Origin of the sequence: Sphingomonas faeni, assembly GCF_024273235.1 — a bacterium.
Taxonomy (GTDB): domain Bacteria; phylum Pseudomonadota; class Alphaproteobacteria; order Sphingomonadales; family Sphingomonadaceae; genus Sphingomonas; species Sphingomonas faeni_A.
In genome coordinates this window covers 142,378-157,550 of sequence record NZ_JANBVH010000006.1, presented here as the reverse complement: position 1 = coordinate 157,550, position 15,173 = coordinate 142,378, and the positions used below count along the sequence as shown (strand labels likewise).

Sequence of the window (15,173 nt, the reverse complement as noted above, 5' to 3'; positions counted from 1 at the left end):
CACCTCCAACGCGATAGCAGACCTGTCGAGCTTCCCATTGGCATTACGCGGCAATCCATCCCGCCACAGATACATCCCCGGCTGCATGAAGCTCGGCAGTGCCGCCCGCAACCGCGCCCGCAACGCCGTCTCCGCGCCACTATCCCCGGCCAGCATCACCACGATCGCCTGCCCCAACCGCTCGTCCGGCACCCCAACCGCGACCGCCTCGCGAGCCTCCTCGCCTGCCAGCACCGCCTCCTCGATCTCCAACGGGCTGATCCGGTTCCCCGCGCTCTTGATCATCTCGTCATCACGCCCGACGAACCGGAGCAAGCCGTCCTCACCCTCGACCACGGTATCCCCCGACCACACCGCCATGCCGTTGCCGTCAGGCGCAGGCCGAAACCGTTGCGCCGTCCGCTCCGCATCCCGCCAATAACCTTGCGCAACGAGCGGCCCGGCATGCACGAGTTCTCCCGCCTCGCCCGGCGCAGCGCGCGTGCCGTCGGGCTTCACCACCGAAACCTCCGCAAACGGGATCGCCCGCCCCATCGCATCAGGATGAGCATCGATCAGCGCCGGGTCGAGATACGTCGACCGGAACGCCTCCGTCAGCCCGTACATCGCGTACAAATCCGCCGCCGGAAAGCGCTCGCGCAGGCCCCGCACGAGCCGCGGCGTCAGCGCGCCGCCCGAGTTGGTCAGCCGCTTCAACCGCGCCGCAGTCTCCACCGGCCATTCCGCCTCCAGCAACTGCACCCACAAGGGCGGCACGCCCGCCAGCGTCGTCGCCCCGACCCGCTCGACCGCCTTCACCACGTCGCGCGCGACCAGATAATCGAGCGGCGCCACCGACGCACCCGCCGCCCAGGTCGAGAAAAGCTGGTTCTGGCCATAGTCGAACGACAGCGGCAGCACGCCGAGCACGCGGTCGTCGGGCTCCAGCTTCAGATAATGCGCAACAGAAATCGCCCCGAGCCACAGGTTCGCATGGCTCAGCATCACGCCCTTCGGCCGCCCGGTGGACCCCGAGGTGTAGAGGATCGCAGCCAGACCGTCCGTATCCGCATCCGATGGCCCCATCATCCGGTTCCCCCGCGAAGGCGGGGGTCCAGGAATCACGGGCGGTGCACTCTGCAATCCTGGCCCCCCGCTTTCGCGAGGGAACGAGAGTAGCTCCACCTCGTCCACGATCGAACACCCATCCGGAACATCGCTATCATCCAGCGTCCCGGCCCGCGCGCCCTGAGTTACCAGCAACAGCGCCCCGCTATCCCCAAGAATATGCGCGACCTGCGCCCGTCGCAGCAGCGGATTGACCGGCACATGCACCAGCCCCGCCCGCGCCACCGCCAATGGCATCAGGCACGCGACGCGCGTCTTGGGCAGCCACGTCGCCACCCGATCACCCGCCGCCAGTCCCCGACCGGCAAGCCACCCCGCCAGCGCCCCGACCCCAGCCTCAAGCTCGGCAAACGTCATCGCGCCGGCCTTGTCGACCAGCGCAACGGCGTCAGGCGCACCACGCAACGCGATGTGGTCGATAGGGTATGGCTTGGGGTCGAGCGCGATCATGGGGCCCTAATAGCGCCAAGCCCCCTTGGCGCGAACCCGTTGCCGAATTCACCCCCACACGCTAGCGGGGCCCGGTTCGTAACGGTTCAGGCGATGCTCGTGATTTTCGAAGGTACTTCCCAAGTCGAAACGACGGTACGCGCCGTCCTCGCCGACATCCTCGGCCTCAGCGCCGACCGAGTCGCGACGTTCACCGCCGACACCCCGCTGTTCGGTGCGCTGCCCGAACTCGATTCGATGGCGGTGGCGAGCGTGCTCACCGAACTCGAGGACCGGCTCGGCATCCTGATCGAGGACGACGAGATCGACGGCGAGATGCTCGAGACATTCGGCGCGCTCGTCCAGTTCGCCGCGGGCAAGGCGCTGGTCTAACCCTGACAGGTGGTCTAGCCTCCGCGGGAATGACCGGCCTCCGCTTCGATACCTATGACTGGAATGGTGGCCGCGAAGCGATGCTGCGGTTCGGGCCCGAGAGCGGCCCGATCGTCATCGCCGCCCTCCCTTTGTTCGAGGAAGCGAACCGGACGCGGCAGTTCACCTGCACGATCCTGCGCGCGCTGGCGGATCACGGCATCGGCAGCATACTCCCCGACGTCCCCGGCTCTGGCGAAAGTGTCGTAGCGACCATCGATGCGAAGCTGTCCGACCAGCGCCGAGCCTATCGCGCGCTAAAACAGAGACTTGGTACCCGTAGCTACGCGCTTTCGATAAGAAGCGGCGCGCTCCTCGATACCGACGCCGACCTCGCCGGCCGCTGGCACCTCGCTCCACAAACGGGCTGCGACCTCCTCCGCGACCTGGAACGCACCCGCGCCGCAGCGGGTAAGTCCGACCGGGGGGACGAGTATGCCGGCAACCGCCTGTCCCCCGAGATGCTCGCCGAACTGCGAGATGCCGTGCCGCGCGAGGACGGAGGACGGTACCGGGTCGTCCGCCTGGATACCGATCCCCGAGCCGCCGACGCAACCTACGCCGGAGCGCCGCTCTGGCGCCGGTCGGAACCCGGCAACGATATTGCCTTGGCGCAGCAGCTTGCGGCAGATATCTCGCATTGGATAGCATCATGCGAAGGCTGATCGGGTTTGCGTGCGAAGGCGAAACGCTCGCCGCCACGCTGGACGAAGCGCCCGGCACGACAGGCCTTCTCATAGTCTCCGGCGGCAACGAAATCCGCAGCGGCGCGCATCGCGGGATGGCGATTCTGGCCCAACGCCTCGCCGCCACCGGCACGCCCGTCTTCCGCTACGACCGCCGCGGCGTTGGAGACTCGACAGGCCACAATGGCGGCTTCCTGAGCGCAGAGCCCGACCTGATCGCAGCCGCCGCCGCGTTCCGGAACGCGGCCCCGAATGTCACCCGCCTGATCGGCTTCGGCAATTGCGACGCGGCCAGCACGCTGGCGCTGTTCGGACGATCGGCCGGCTTCGACAAGGTCGTCCTCGCCAACCCCTGGGTCATCGAACCGATCGACGACCTCCCGCCCGCCGCCGCCATCCGAGCCCACTACCGCACAGCATTGCGAGACCCAGCAACATGGCGCCGAGCGCTGTCCGGAAAGCTGAATTTCACGAACCTTATCAAGGGCTTGTTGAGGATAGTTCAGACAGATCAGGAAAGCCGAAACCCGCTAGCCAGCCGGGTCCTGACCGCGATCGCAGCTTGGCAAACCGACGCCGCCGTCATCCTGGCCCGCGGCGACGCGACCGCCATCGCCTTCGCGGCGGCAGCCGGCGCCGCCGTCCCGTCAGAGACGATCGACACCGACTCGCACAGCTTCACCGGCCCGGCGGCCGCCGCGCTGGAGACCGCACTTAGGCGTAACCTGGCCTAATCTTCTTTCCCGATAATGCCGGTTATTCAGCGGCTTCGGCAAGCTCCGCAAACTCGGCCGCCGCCAGGAAGCGCTCCGCATCCAGCGCCGCCATGCAGCCCGTGCCCGCCGCGGTCACTGCCTGCCGGTACACCTTGTCCGCCACGTCCCCGCACGCGAACACGCCCTCGACGCTGGTCCGTGTCGAGCCCGTCTCGACCGAGATATAGCCGTCCGAATCGAGATCGATATGCCCGCGGAACAGCTCGGTCGCCGGATGATGCCCGATCGCCACGAACCCGCCATCGACGTCAAGTCGCGACCGCTCGCCGGTGACCGTGTCCTCCAGCTCCAGCGCGACCAGCCCCGCATTGCCGCCGCCATCGACGAACTCGCGAACCTCCTTGTTCCACAGCACCGTCACGCCCTTGTGCGCGAACAGGCGCTCCTGGAGGATCTTTTCCGACCGCAGCGAATCGCGACGGTGGATCAGCGTCACGTCGGGCGAGTGGTTGGTGAGGTACAGCGCCTCCTCGACCGCGGTGTTGCCGCCGCCGATGACGGCCACCTTCTTGCCGCGGTAGAAGAACCCGTCGCAGGTCGCGCAGGCGCTGACGCCCTTGCCCTTCATCGGCTCCTCGCTGTCGATCCCGAGCCACTTCGCCTGCGCGCCGGTCGCGATCACCAGCGTGTCGCCTTCATAGACGTCGCCGCTGTCGCCGATCAGGCGGAACGGGCGGCTGGTCAGGTCGACCTGCACGATCGTGTCCCACATCATCAGCGTGCCGACATGCTCGGCCTGCGCCTGCATCTGCTCCATCAGCCACGGGCCCTGGATCACGTCCTTGAAGCCGGGATAGTTCTCGACATCGGTGGTGGTGGTCAGCTGGCCGCCGGGCTGGATGCCCTGCACGACGATCGGCGCCATCCCGGCACGCGCGCCATAGATCGCAGCCGAGAGCCCGGCAGGCCCCGAGCCGAGGATAAGCATGCGGGTGGTATGGGTCGTCATCATTGTTCCTTGGAGATTCGAGACTGCATCTAGGGGATGCGCGCCCGGATTTGAACCGCCGGTAAATCTGTCTCGCCTGCATCGAAAGCTTTGCCGCTTCGTTGGGGTATAAAAGCGGAGATGAGCATGAGCGACGACCGGACCGTAGAGATCGAGGACTACACGGCACCAGCGGGCGGCTGGGGCTCGATGAAGTCGCTCGTCGAGATTTCCGCCCGCGAGAAGGTCGGGCCGGAAGTGATCCGCGAACTCGCTCGCCAGAACAAGCCAGACGGCTTTGCGTGCGTCAGCTGTGCGTGGGGCAAGCCCGCGCATCCCCATGTGGCGGAGTTCTGTGAGAACGGGGCGAAGGCGACCGCATGGGAGCTGACCTCGTTCCGTGTCACCCCCGCATTCTTCGAACAGCATACCGTCAGCGAACTGATCGGCTGGAAGGATTACGATCTCGAACAGGCCGGGCGCCTGACGCATCCGCTGAAATACGATCCGACCACCGACAAATACGCCGCGTGCAGCTGGGACGAGGCGTTCGCCGGGATCGGTGCCAAGCTGAAGACCTACGACCCGACCAAGGTCATTTTCTATGCCTCGGGTCGCGCCAGTCTCGAGACGTCGTACATGTATAGCCTTCTCGCGCGGATGTACGGCAGCCACAACCTGCCCGACAGCTCGAATATGTGCCACGAGACGACCTCGGTCGGCCTCAAGTCCGCGATCGGTTCGGCGGTCGGCACCATCCATCTCTCCGACTACGAGAAATGCGACGCGATCTTCTACTTCGGGCAGAACCCCGGCGTGAACAGCCCGCGGTTCCTGCATCCCTTGCGCGATTGTGCAAAGCGCGGGGTCGAGATTGTCGTGTTCAACCCACTCAAGGAGCGCGGGCTGGAGAAATTCCAGGACCCGCAGAACCCGATCGAGATGGTGACGGGCAAATCGACGCCGATCGCCTCGCAATATCACCAGGTGAAGACCGGCGGCGACGTCGGCGCGATCATGGGCATGTGCAAATACCTGATCGAGGCCGACGACCACGCCCAGCGGATCGATGGCCTGCGCGTGCTGGATCATGCGTTCCTCGCCGAGCACACGACCGGGTTCGACGCGTTCGCCGACGTCGCGCGCAAGACCGAATGGTCGGTGATCGAGCATGAGAGCGGCCTTACTCGCGCCGAGATCGAGGCGGCCGCCAAGGTCTACGCCAAGTCGAAGGCGGTCATCGCTGTGTACGGCATGGGGCTGACCCAGCATGTCGGCGGGATCGACAACGTCCACATGGTCGTCAATTTGATGCTGCTCCGCGGCAATATCGGCAAGCCCGGTGCGGGCATGGGGCCGGTCCGCGGTCACTCTAACGTGCAGGGCCAGCGCACCGTCGGCATCACCGAGAAGCCCGAGCTCGCGCCGCTCGACAAGCTCGCCGAGCAATATGGCTTTGAGCCGCCGCGCGAAAAGGGCTGGGATACGGTCGAAGCGTGCGAAGCGGTCCTCGACGGCACGGCGCAGGCCTTCATCGGGCTTGGCGGCAATTTCGTGCGCGCGATCCCGGACCATGCGCGGATGGAGCCGAAATGGCGCGGGCTCGACTTGACCGTGCATATCGCGACCAAGCTCAACCGCTCGCACTTGTTGCCCGGCGAGACGTCGTACCTGCTCCCCTGTCTCGGCCGGATCGAGACGGATATGCAGGGCACCGGCCCGCAGAGCGTGTCGGTCGAGGATTCGTTCAGCCAGATCTACGGATCGAAGGGCAAGGCGACGCCGGCCGCCGAAACGCTCCTGTCAGAACCCGCGATCGTCGCCGGGATCGCCAAGGCGACGCTCGCACCCAATCCGAAGCTCGACTGGGATGCGTGGGTGCGCGATTATGCGCGCGTTCGCGATGCGATCGAAGTGACGTATCCGGAGCTGTTCAAGGACTTCAACGCGAAGATGTTCACGCCCGGCGGCTTCTGGAAGGGTGTGCCCGCAGCGCATCGCGAGTGGAAGACCGAGAGCGGCAAGGCGGAGATCAACGTGCCGCAATCCCTCAACGTCACCGGGTTCGAGGAGGCGGAAGGCCGTTTCCGCCTGATGACGCTGCGGTCGAACGATCAGTTCAACACGACCGTCTACGGTTATCACGACCGTTTCCGCGGCGTGAAGGGCACGCGCGACATCGTCTTCATGAACCGCAGCGACATGATCCGGATGGGGATCACCGACGGCGACGACGTCGATCTGGTCGGCGATGCGGGCGGCAATTCGGATCGCCGCCTCAACAAGCTGCGCGTGGTCGAATATTCGATCCCCGAGGGCTGCGTCGGTGCCTATTACCCCGAGAGCAACCTGCTCATGCCGGTCGCGCACCATGCCCGCGAAAGCCATGTACCGGCGGCGAAGTCGGTGCCGGTACGGATCGAGAAGACGCGCTGACCGACACGCATATCCTCGGCGTCGTGCTGGCCGGCGGGCGATCGTCCCGGTTCGGTTCGGACAAGGCACGGGCAATGTTTCGAGGGCGTACGCTGTCCGAGCATGCGCGCGACCTGCTGGTGCCGTACGTCGATACGGCGGTCATCGTTGGCAGAGACGGCCCGATCGCCGACCTACCCGGCCCCGATCTCGGCCCTTTGGGCGGGATCGCCGGAGCCTTGTCCTATGCCGGCGAACGCGGCTTCACGTCGGTCCTGACGATCGCCTGCGACATGCCGGTGCTCCCCGACGGCTTGCTGGCCGCGCTCGCAGGTGAAGCGCCCGCCTATTGCCCGGATGCGCCGGTGCTCGGCCACTGGAATACCGCGTCGCTGGAGGCTCTGCTCGAGCATATCGCGACATCGCCACGCCGGTCTGTTCGCGGTTGGGCGGAGGCGATCGGCGCCGTGCCGATCGCTGCGCCCGCGCCGATCCCCAACATCAATTCGCCGGAAGACATCGCTGCCCTATGACGACCTCTCGCACATTGCCGATCAAGATCCTTCGCCCTGATTCGGTCATGGCGGGAGAGCGAACGATCGCGGTCGAGGTGCCCGTCGCGATCGAGATCGACGGGCTCGGCTATGCGGTGATGATGATGACGCCGGCCGATCTCGCCGAGTTCACGACCGGGTTCCTGCTGACCGAGCGGCTGGCCGACAGCGCCGAGGACGTGCGCGACATTGACGTGTTCGAGGCGGAGGCGGGCTGGATCGTCCGCGTCGGCCTGTCCGAGCGGTGCAAGGGGCGCATTCACGACCGTGTCCGCCATCGGACCAGCGACACGAGTTGCGGGCTTTGCGGGATATCCGGGCTCGAACAGCTCCGCAAACCTGTCCCTCGAACGCCACCGAAGCCCGACACGCCTGTAAGCGCGTTGTTTGCCGCACTCAGTGGCTTGCGCGCGCATCAGCCGCTCAACGCCGCCACGGGCGCCATTCACGCGGCAGCGGCATGCGATCGTGAAGGCCAGGTCGTTGCCGCCTATGAGGACGTCGGTCGCCACAACGCGCTCGACAAGCTGGTCGGAGGACTGGCGATAAAAGGCCACGCGATCGACGGGTTCATCCTCGTCACGTCGCGGATCAGCTTCGAGATGGTCGACAAGGCGCTGATCGCCGGCGCGCCGATGCTGGTCGGGATCTCCGCACCGACCAGTCTCGCGATCGATCACGCGCGCGCGCATGGCCTGACGCTGCTCGCCCTCGCGCGCAGCGATGCGATCCTGGTGGTGAACGATCCCTGGAAGGTCTTCGACTAGCCGCAGACGATGCGGCTAGTCGAAGCAGGCCTCACTTGGTGGCCGTCACGACATCGGTCTTGGCCGCCACGAGATAGCCTCCGACGACGAACACCAGCCCGCCGATGATGTTGCCGACGCTGACGATCGCGAGGTTGCGGATCATACCCGCCATATCGATCGAGGCGTTCGGGACGAGCAGCCCCAGCGTCAATGCAGTCATGTTGGCGACCGAATGCTCGAACCCGGCCGCTACGAAGGCCAGCAGGATCCAGGCCATGCCGATGCACTTGGCGGCATCGCCGGTCATGCGGGCCGCGGTCCAGATCGCGAGGCAGACGAGCCAGTTGCAGAGGATGGCACGTGCCAGCAGCGCAGTCGCATCCACGGACACCTTGTGCTGGACATAGCCATGGAACATCGCATCGGCGTTGGCGAAGATCGCGCCGCCGCCGCCCGCCGCAAATACGAGCGACAGCACCACACCGCCGACGAGGTTACCGATCCAGACGACGACGGTCAGCTTCACGGCGTCCGCGACGGTGATCGTCCGCTTGGCCAGACCGAAGCCGAGATACATCACATAGCCGGTGAAGAGTTCGGCGCCCGCGAAGACGGTCAGGATCAGCCCCAACCCGAAGGTCGCCCCCATCACCAGCGGGCGCACGCCCGGTTCGAGCCCCGACCCGGTGCTGAGCGCGAGGATCATCGCGATACCGATATACGTACCCGCAAGGATCGCCCCGGCGAAGAACCCTGCCGGAGAGCGCCGGAGCGCATCCGCCTTGGTCGCGGCGAGGGTAGCGTAGGTGTCGATCGTCGACGTGTAACCGGTGCTCATGCGCCAATTTTGCTTTTCTGGCCGACGATCCCGGCACGCACCACGCCGCGATCCGAACCCATGTCGGCCGCCGCGGGACGGACGGTCACCGGAATGGATTTGTAGGAGGGTGTGAAGCTCTGCGGATCGTGATCCTCGAGCGCGATCAACGGCTGCGTCTCGGGGTAGTAGGAGGCGACGCAGCCATCGGGCAGCGCGTACCGGACCAGCATCAGCTTCTGCACGACGCGATCGGGCCGCGCGAACTGAAGCGCGGTGGCGATGTCGACGACGTCGCCTTCCTTGTGTCCAAGCCGTGCCATGTCGCGCTCGTTCATGAACAGGATGTCGCGACGTCCGAACACTCCGCGATAGCGATCGTCGAGGCTGTAGACGGTGGTGTTGTACTGGTCGTGCGCGCGCAGCGTGGTGAGCCGCAGCACGGTCGGATCGCCCGCGCTCTCGTCCTTCTCCACGCCCTGGGTGACGATGAAGTTGGCCTTGCCGCTATCCGTCTTCCACTCGCGCATCGCCGCCGAATTCGGAAGGTGGAAGCCGCCCGGCTTGCGGATGCGTGCGTTGTAATCGGCAAACGCCGGGAACACCGCTTCGATCTTGTCGCGGATCAGGCTGTAGTCGCCGACATAGGCATCCCAGTCGATTGCGATCGGCGCGCGGCCCTTGGCGGCGAAGGTCGCCTTGGCGATCTCGCCGACGATCCAGATCTCCGACTTCACGTTCTCGCCCGGCGGCATCAGGAAGCCGCACGAAGCGTGGACCATCGACATCGAATCCTCGACCGTCACCGCCTGCTGGCCGGTCGCCTGCATGTCGAGTTCGGTCCGACCAAGACATGGCAGGATGTACGTAGACTTCGCCATCAACAGCATCGTGCGATTGAGCTTGGTGGTGATGTGCACGGCAAGATCGAGGTTGCGGAACCCTTCCGCGCAGGCCTGCGGATCGGACGAGGCGATCGCGAGATTGCCACCGAGGCAGACGATCGCCTTGGCCTTGCCGTCGCGCATCGCGGCGATGCTCTCGACCACCGAATGGCCGTGCTCGCGCGGTGGCTCGAAGCCGAAGACGTCACGCATGTTGTCGAGCAGCATCGGCATCGGCCGCTCGGTGATGCCGACGGTGCGGTCGCCCTGGACGTTGCTGTGGCCACGCAGCGGACAGATACCCGCGCCCGGCTTGCCCATGTTGCCACGCAGGAGGAGCAAATTGGCGATCTGCTGGACGTTGGTGGTGCCGGTGCGGTGCTGGGTGACGCCCATGCCGTAGCAGCAGATAGCCGCTTTCGACTTCGAATAGGCGAGCGCCACCTCTTCCAGATCGGTGCGCGAGAGCCCGCTGGAGCGTTCGATGTCCGCCCATTCGGTGGTCGCGAGGTCGGCGATATAGTCGTCGAGCCCCGCGGTATGCTCGGCGATGAACGCGTGATCGAGCGCGCGTTCGCCGCCCGACACCTTCGCGGCCTCGTCGAGCGCAACAAGCGCCTTGGCGATACCCTTCAGCGCGGCCGCGTCGCCGCCGACCTTCACCTGGTAATAGCTGCTGGCGATCGGGGTCGCCGACATCGTCGCCATCTCGACCACCGACTGCGGCGATTCGAAGCGTTCGAGCGAGCGTTCCTTGAGCGGGTTGAAGACGATGATCTTGCCACCGCGCTTCGACACTTCGCGCAGCGTCGCCATCATCCGCGGATGGTTGGTGCCGGGGTTGTGGCCGATCGACAGGATCAGGTCGGCGTGGTCGAAATCCTCGAGGCTGACGGTGCCCTTGCCGATGCCGATCGACTTGGGAAGGCCGACCGAGGTCGCCTCGTGGCACATGTTCGAGCAGTCGGGGAAGTTGTTGGTGCCGTACAGCCGCACGAACAGCTGGAACAGGAACGCCGCCTCGTTCGAGCAGCGGCCCGAGGTGTAGAATTCCGCCTGGTTCGGGTCCGGTACGGCGGCGAGGCCAGCGCCGATCCCGCGCATCGCCTCGTCCCAGCTCACGACCTCATAGTGATCGGTCGCGGCGTTGTAGCGAAGCGGCTCGGTGACGCGGCCCTGGTCCTCGATCCAGTGATCGCTCTGCTGCCAGATGTCGGAGACGCTATGCGCGGCGAAGAAATCGGCGCCGATCGTCTTGGCGGTCGATTCCCACGCGACGGCCTTGGCGCCGTTCTCGCAGAATTCGAACGACGAAGTATGTTTCGGGTCTGGCCAGGCACAGCTTGGGCAATCGAAGCCGTCCGGCTGGTTCGACTTGAGCAAAGTCTGGCCGCCGCGCACGACGATCTGCTGCGCCTTCAGCGAGACGGCGACTGCCTTCAGCGCTCCCCAGCCGCCGGCCGGACCCGTATAATCGGCGATCCCATCAGGGCGCCCATCAGGGCGTTTGTCACGCATACTCGTATCTCCCGTAAGGCCGGGCCGACGCGTGCGCTCGAAATGCGGCACACAGGCTGACCATTAACCCAAGGCAATAGAAGCGCATTTTGCGATTGCGAAGACGAGTTTCCCGCAGTTGGTGATCGCCTGCGTCGGTCTGCGGGAAATATGCCGGCGGCGCCTTGCGCCAGGTCCGAAATGGTAGCGAAGGAGGGACTTGAACCCCCGACCCCAGGATTATGATTCCCGTGCTCTAACCAACTGAGCTACTTCGCCGTACCGTCCGTCAGGGAAGCATTCTTCCCTGCGAGGCGCGGCCTATAGGAAGCGGTTTCCAGACGGTCAAGCGAACATATGCCGGGAAATCGCTTCCCACGGTCCGCCGCGATACCACCATGCGCCCAGACCGGCGATTTCGACGTCCTTCGGGGCGAAATCGCGTTGCAGATTGCCGAGCAGGAGCTTGGCCACCTGGGGGCTGACCTTGTTCTGGATCGTGACGTGCGGCCGCCAGCCGCCCGCGTCCTGCGGCGTCAGCATGCCGGTGAACGCGTCGGCGAGGCGCGCGCGGATGCCGACGAGGTCGGGGGATTCGATCCGATAGGCGACACCGCGGCCGAGCGACATCAGGCCGCCGATCCGCGCTTGCGGCGCGCGGATGCCGCGGGTTTCCTGGTTGAGGCGGTGCTTCAGCTCGTCGAGCCCTGAGGGCGGCAGGTGGTGGAACAGCGTCAGATGCGCGTCGAGCTGGTTGCGCTCGGGCGGGAAATGCTCGCGGCGCATGGCATCGAAGAACGCGGTGTCCTGGCGACCGAACAAGGCGGTGACGATGATCGGGGCGACTTCGGACGGACCCGTCATGGGAGAGCCACCCCCCCGGCGAAGGCCGGGGTCCAATTGGGAAACGTCAATGACGAAGGCCGCGCTCCGTTACGGCAACCTCTCCAATTGGGCCCCGGCCTCCGCCGGGGGGGCGCAAACGTCTGGAGGATAGGCGCGCCGAGCGAGTCCGGGATATCGACCAAACGAGCCATCAAATCTCGACCTGGCTACCCAGCTCGACAACGCGATTCGTCGGCAGCCGGAAGAACTCCATCGCGCTCTCCGCGTTGCGCAGCATCCACGCGAACAGCTTTTCGCGCCAGATCATCATGCCGGGCTTGTCGGACGCGAGCAGCGTCTGGCGCGACAGGAAAAAGCTCGTGTCCATCATCTTGAAGTCCGCACCGCAGCTATGGACCTGGCGCAGCGCCGCGGGCACGTCGGCATCCTCCATGAAGCCATAGCGCAGGATCAGCCGGTGGAAGCCGTCGCCGAGATCCTCGCGCACCGCACGATCATTGGCGGGCCAATAAGGCTGGCCGACGATCTTGACCGTCAGCAGGATGACGCGCTCGTGCAGAACCTTGTTGTGCTTGAGGTTGTGGAGCAGCGCGTGCGGCACGCCATCCGCCGTCGAGGTCATGAACACCGCGGTGCCGGGCACGCGTGACGCCGACCCCGCCGCCGACCCGATGAACACCTTGATCGGCATGGCGGCCTCGTGCATCCGGTCGATCATCAGCTGCCGCCCCTTCGACCAGGTCGTCAGGAAGGTGAAGATGATGAAGCCGACCAGCAGCGGGAACCAGCCGCCCGCCGGCACCTTGGTGAGGTTCGCCGCGAAATAGGCGCCGTCGACGGTGAAGAAGATCGCGAGCAGCGGGATCGCCGCGATCTTCGGCCAGTTCCAGAGGCGGAACAGCACCACGCCGAGCAGGCAGGTATCGATGAACATCGCCCCGGTCACCGCGATCCCGTACGCGCTGGTCAGGTTCGACGAGGTGCGGAAGAACAGCACGAGCAGGATCACCATCACCATCAACGCGCCGTTGACGAGCGGGATGTAGATCTGGCCGGCGGTGGAGGCACTGGTGTGCTCGATGCGGAGGCGCGGGATGAAGCCGAGCTGGATCGCCTGCTGGGTCACTGAGAACGCGCCGGAAATGACCGCTTGCGACGCGATCACCGCAGCCATCGTCGCGAGGATGACGAGCGGAAGCTGGAGGCTTTCGGGCGCGAGATTGTAGAACGGACTGACCAACGCCGCCTGCCCGTCGCGGAACAGCAGCGCGCCCTGCCCCATGTAATTCAGGATCAACGCCGGCAGCACGAAGAACAGCCACGAGATGCCGATCGGCTTGCGGCCGAAATGCCCCATGTCCGCATACAGCGCCTCGGCACCGGTGACCGCGAGCACGACCGAGCCGAGTGCGAGGAACGCGCGCTCCGGGTCTATGATGAAGAACTCGACTGCATAATGCGGCGACAGCGCCCAGAGCACGCCGGGGGTTTGGACGATGCTGAGGATGCCGAGCACCGCAATTACGCTGAAATACACCAGCATGATCGGCCCGAACACGAGGCCGATGCGCGCGGTGCCGCTCTTCTGCACCCAGAACAGCGCGATCAGGATAACGATCACGATAGGCAGCACCAGGCCGGCAAAGGCTGGCGCTGCGACGGCGAGACCTTCGACCGCAGACAGCACCGACACCGCGGGCGTAATCATGCTGTCGCCGTAGAACAACGCCGTCGCGAACACGCCGAGCAGGATGATGCCCTTGCTCCAGCGCCTCGTCTTGGTCTTGCCCGAGACGAGCGCGAGCAAGGCGAGGCTTCCGCCCTCGCCCTTGTTGTCGGCGCGCATGATGATGATGACGTATTTGACCGTCACGACGATCATCATCGACCAGAACATCAGGCTGATGACGCCCATGATGTGCGCCGCGTCGAGCGCGAGCTTGTGGTGGCCGGCGAAGGTCTCGCGAAAGGCATAGAGCGGGCTCGTGCCGATATCGCCGAAGACGATGCCGATCGCCCCGAAGGCGAGCTTCAGCATGCCGTCCGAATTGTGATGCCCCGTCTCGAGATCGAGATTGGCGGGTGGCACGGTCGAAGCCGCGGCGGTCTGGTCGACGCTCACTGGACGGTGAATCGACCCGGAAGTGCAGCAATCTTCATCGAATTTCCGATTTCACCCTGTGCCCCAAGCGCGCGCATTTAGCATGAGGGGTAAAGGGCGGCAACGGCGGCGCGGTTAGCGTGGATTAACCGGGGCTGATCACTCATGTTCTCCTGCGCACGCAGGAGCCCAGGGTAACGGGGGATATCGCTCGTGATCCTGGATTCCTGCGTGCGCAGTAAAACGTCAGCGGGAGAAGTTCTCCCCTCCCTGAAAGGGAGGGGTTGGGGGTGGGTCGGTCCGCTTGTGCCGCCGACGTCCGACAATACGGAAGCCGACCCACCCCCGCCCCTCCCTTCCGGGAAGGGGAGAAGAGCCGCGGGCCTTCAACGCGTGACGACCTCGCGGATCACGAAGTGCGACGCCAGCCGCGTCACCCCCGGCAGTTGCGACAACGTCTCGCGGTGAATGCGCTCGAACGTCTCGCCGTCGCGGATCTCGACATGGAGCATGTAATCCGCCTCGCCGCTCATCAGGAAGCATTGCACAACCTGCGGGCAGTCGACGATCTCCGCCTCGAACGCGGCCATCGTCTCCTTGCGCTGGTCCCGCAGCGTCACGTTGACGAGGACGATGCTCGGGTCGCCGCGCGCGGCCCTCGACAGGACGGCACGGTAGCCGGTGATCGCGCCGCTCTCCCGAAGCTGCGCGACCCGGCGATGCGCGGCGCTCGCCGAGAGGCCGACCGCGTCGCCGAGTTCGGCGCTGGTCAGGTCGGAATTGGCGGCGAGCAGGTCCAGAATCCTGCGTTCGATCGTAGCGCTCAAGATTCTCTCGTTCTGATGGCGATTGATGCACGCATCTTGCAAACGCGCTACCGTATCGAAACGAGTTTGCGAACCCTTCCCGTCCAAGGCGCGCTAGTATCGCGCAAACGATAATGGAGTGGAAT

The 15,173-nt window shown here is 65.5% G+C and carries 13 protein-coding genes and 1 tRNA gene; 6 read left to right on the top strand and 8 right to left on the bottom strand.

The features are described 5' to 3' along the window. Window positions 1-1,557 (bottom strand): acyl-CoA ligase (AMP-forming), exosortase A system-associated (locus NLI89_RS05075; protein WP_254686017.1); only part of this gene is annotated, 1,557 nt, incomplete at its 3' end. Between the two features lie 93 nt (window positions 1,558-1,650). Between NLI89_RS05075 and NLI89_RS05070 the strand changes: the two genes are divergently transcribed. The 3 genes from NLI89_RS05070 to NLI89_RS05060 are packed head-to-tail and all read left to right on the top strand — an operon-like array spanning window position 1,651 to window position 3,388. After that, window positions 1,651-1,929: an acyl carrier protein gene (locus NLI89_RS05070; RefSeq protein ID WP_132740135.1), complete on the top strand. Its 279-nt coding sequence runs from the start codon at window positions 1,651-1,653 to the stop codon at window positions 1,927-1,929. Between the two features lie 29 nt (window positions 1,930-1,958). Continuing rightward, entirely contained in the window at window positions 1,959-2,633 is a 675-nt protein-coding gene (locus tag NLI89_RS05065; RefSeq protein ID WP_254686016.1) for a hypothetical protein, read from the top strand. Continuing rightward, complete coding sequence (locus NLI89_RS05060) at window positions 2,621-3,388, top strand: hydrolase 1, exosortase A system-associated (RefSeq protein WP_254686015.1); 768 nt, start codon at window positions 2,621-2,623, stop codon at window positions 3,386-3,388. Before NLI89_RS05065 ends, NLI89_RS05060 begins: the two co-directional genes overlap by 13 nt. A 22-nt stretch (window positions 3,389-3,410) precedes the next feature. Here the strand turns inward: NLI89_RS05060 and trxB are convergent, their stop codons facing one another. Continuing rightward, window positions 3,411-4,379 (bottom strand): thioredoxin-disulfide reductase, encoded by a 969-nt coding sequence (trxB, locus tag NLI89_RS05055; protein ID WP_254686014.1) that lies wholly within the window; start codon window positions 4,377-4,379, stop codon window positions 3,411-3,413. Between the two features lie 126 nt (window positions 4,380-4,505). On the opposite strand from trxB, the gene NLI89_RS05050 reads away from it, so the two are divergent. Genes NLI89_RS05050 through fdhD form a run of 3 tightly spaced genes read left to right on the top strand, consistent with a single transcriptional unit; the run spans window position 4,506 to window position 8,094 of the window. Then, window positions 4,506-6,794 (top strand): FdhF/YdeP family oxidoreductase, encoded by a 2,289-nt coding sequence (locus NLI89_RS05050; RefSeq protein ID WP_254686013.1) that lies wholly within the window; start codon window positions 4,506-4,508, stop codon window positions 6,792-6,794. A 23-nt stretch (window positions 6,795-6,817) separates the two neighbouring features. Next, window positions 6,818-7,306, top strand: a complete 489-nt coding sequence (locus tag NLI89_RS05045) for a molybdenum cofactor guanylyltransferase (RefSeq protein WP_368077242.1) — start codon at window positions 6,818-6,820, stop codon at window positions 7,304-7,306. Next, window positions 7,303-8,094, top strand: a complete 792-nt coding sequence (fdhD, locus tag NLI89_RS05040; RefSeq protein ID WP_254686011.1) for a formate dehydrogenase accessory sulfurtransferase FdhD — start codon at window positions 7,303-7,305, stop codon at window positions 8,092-8,094. The genes NLI89_RS05045 and fdhD overlap by 4 nt, the downstream gene beginning before the upstream one ends. Window positions 8,095-8,125: 31 nt before the next feature. On the opposite strand, the gene NLI89_RS05035 is transcribed toward fdhD, so the two are convergent. The 6 genes from NLI89_RS05035 to NLI89_RS05010 form a co-directional block, all read right to left on the bottom strand. Continuing rightward, complete coding sequence (locus NLI89_RS05035) at window positions 8,126-8,914, bottom strand: formate/nitrite transporter family protein (RefSeq protein WP_254686010.1); 789 nt, start codon at window positions 8,912-8,914, stop codon at window positions 8,126-8,128. Then, the gene (locus NLI89_RS05030) at window positions 8,911-11,295 is read right to left on the bottom strand and encodes an FdhF/YdeP family oxidoreductase (protein WP_254686009.1); all 2,385 of its coding nucleotides are present in this window, start codon (window positions 11,293-11,295) and stop codon (window positions 8,911-8,913) included. Before NLI89_RS05030 ends, NLI89_RS05035 begins: the two co-directional genes overlap by 4 nt. A 181-nt stretch (window positions 11,296-11,476) precedes the next feature. After that, window positions 11,477-11,553 (bottom strand) — tRNA-Met (locus NLI89_RS05025). Between the two features lie 66 nt (window positions 11,554-11,619). After that, window positions 11,620-12,138 (bottom strand): 2'-5' RNA ligase family protein, encoded by a 519-nt coding sequence (locus NLI89_RS05020; protein ID WP_254686008.1) that lies wholly within the window; start codon window positions 12,136-12,138, stop codon window positions 11,620-11,622. A 172-nt stretch (window positions 12,139-12,310) separates the two neighbouring features. Further along, entirely contained in the window at window positions 12,311-14,209 is a 1,899-nt protein-coding gene (locus tag NLI89_RS05015; protein ID WP_439144473.1) for a potassium transporter Kup, read from the bottom strand. Between the two features lie 398 nt (window positions 14,210-14,607). Beyond that, entirely contained in the window at window positions 14,608-15,048 is a 441-nt protein-coding gene (locus NLI89_RS05010; protein WP_254686007.1) for an Lrp/AsnC family transcriptional regulator, read from the bottom strand. Window positions 15,049-15,173 lie beyond the last annotated feature (125 nt).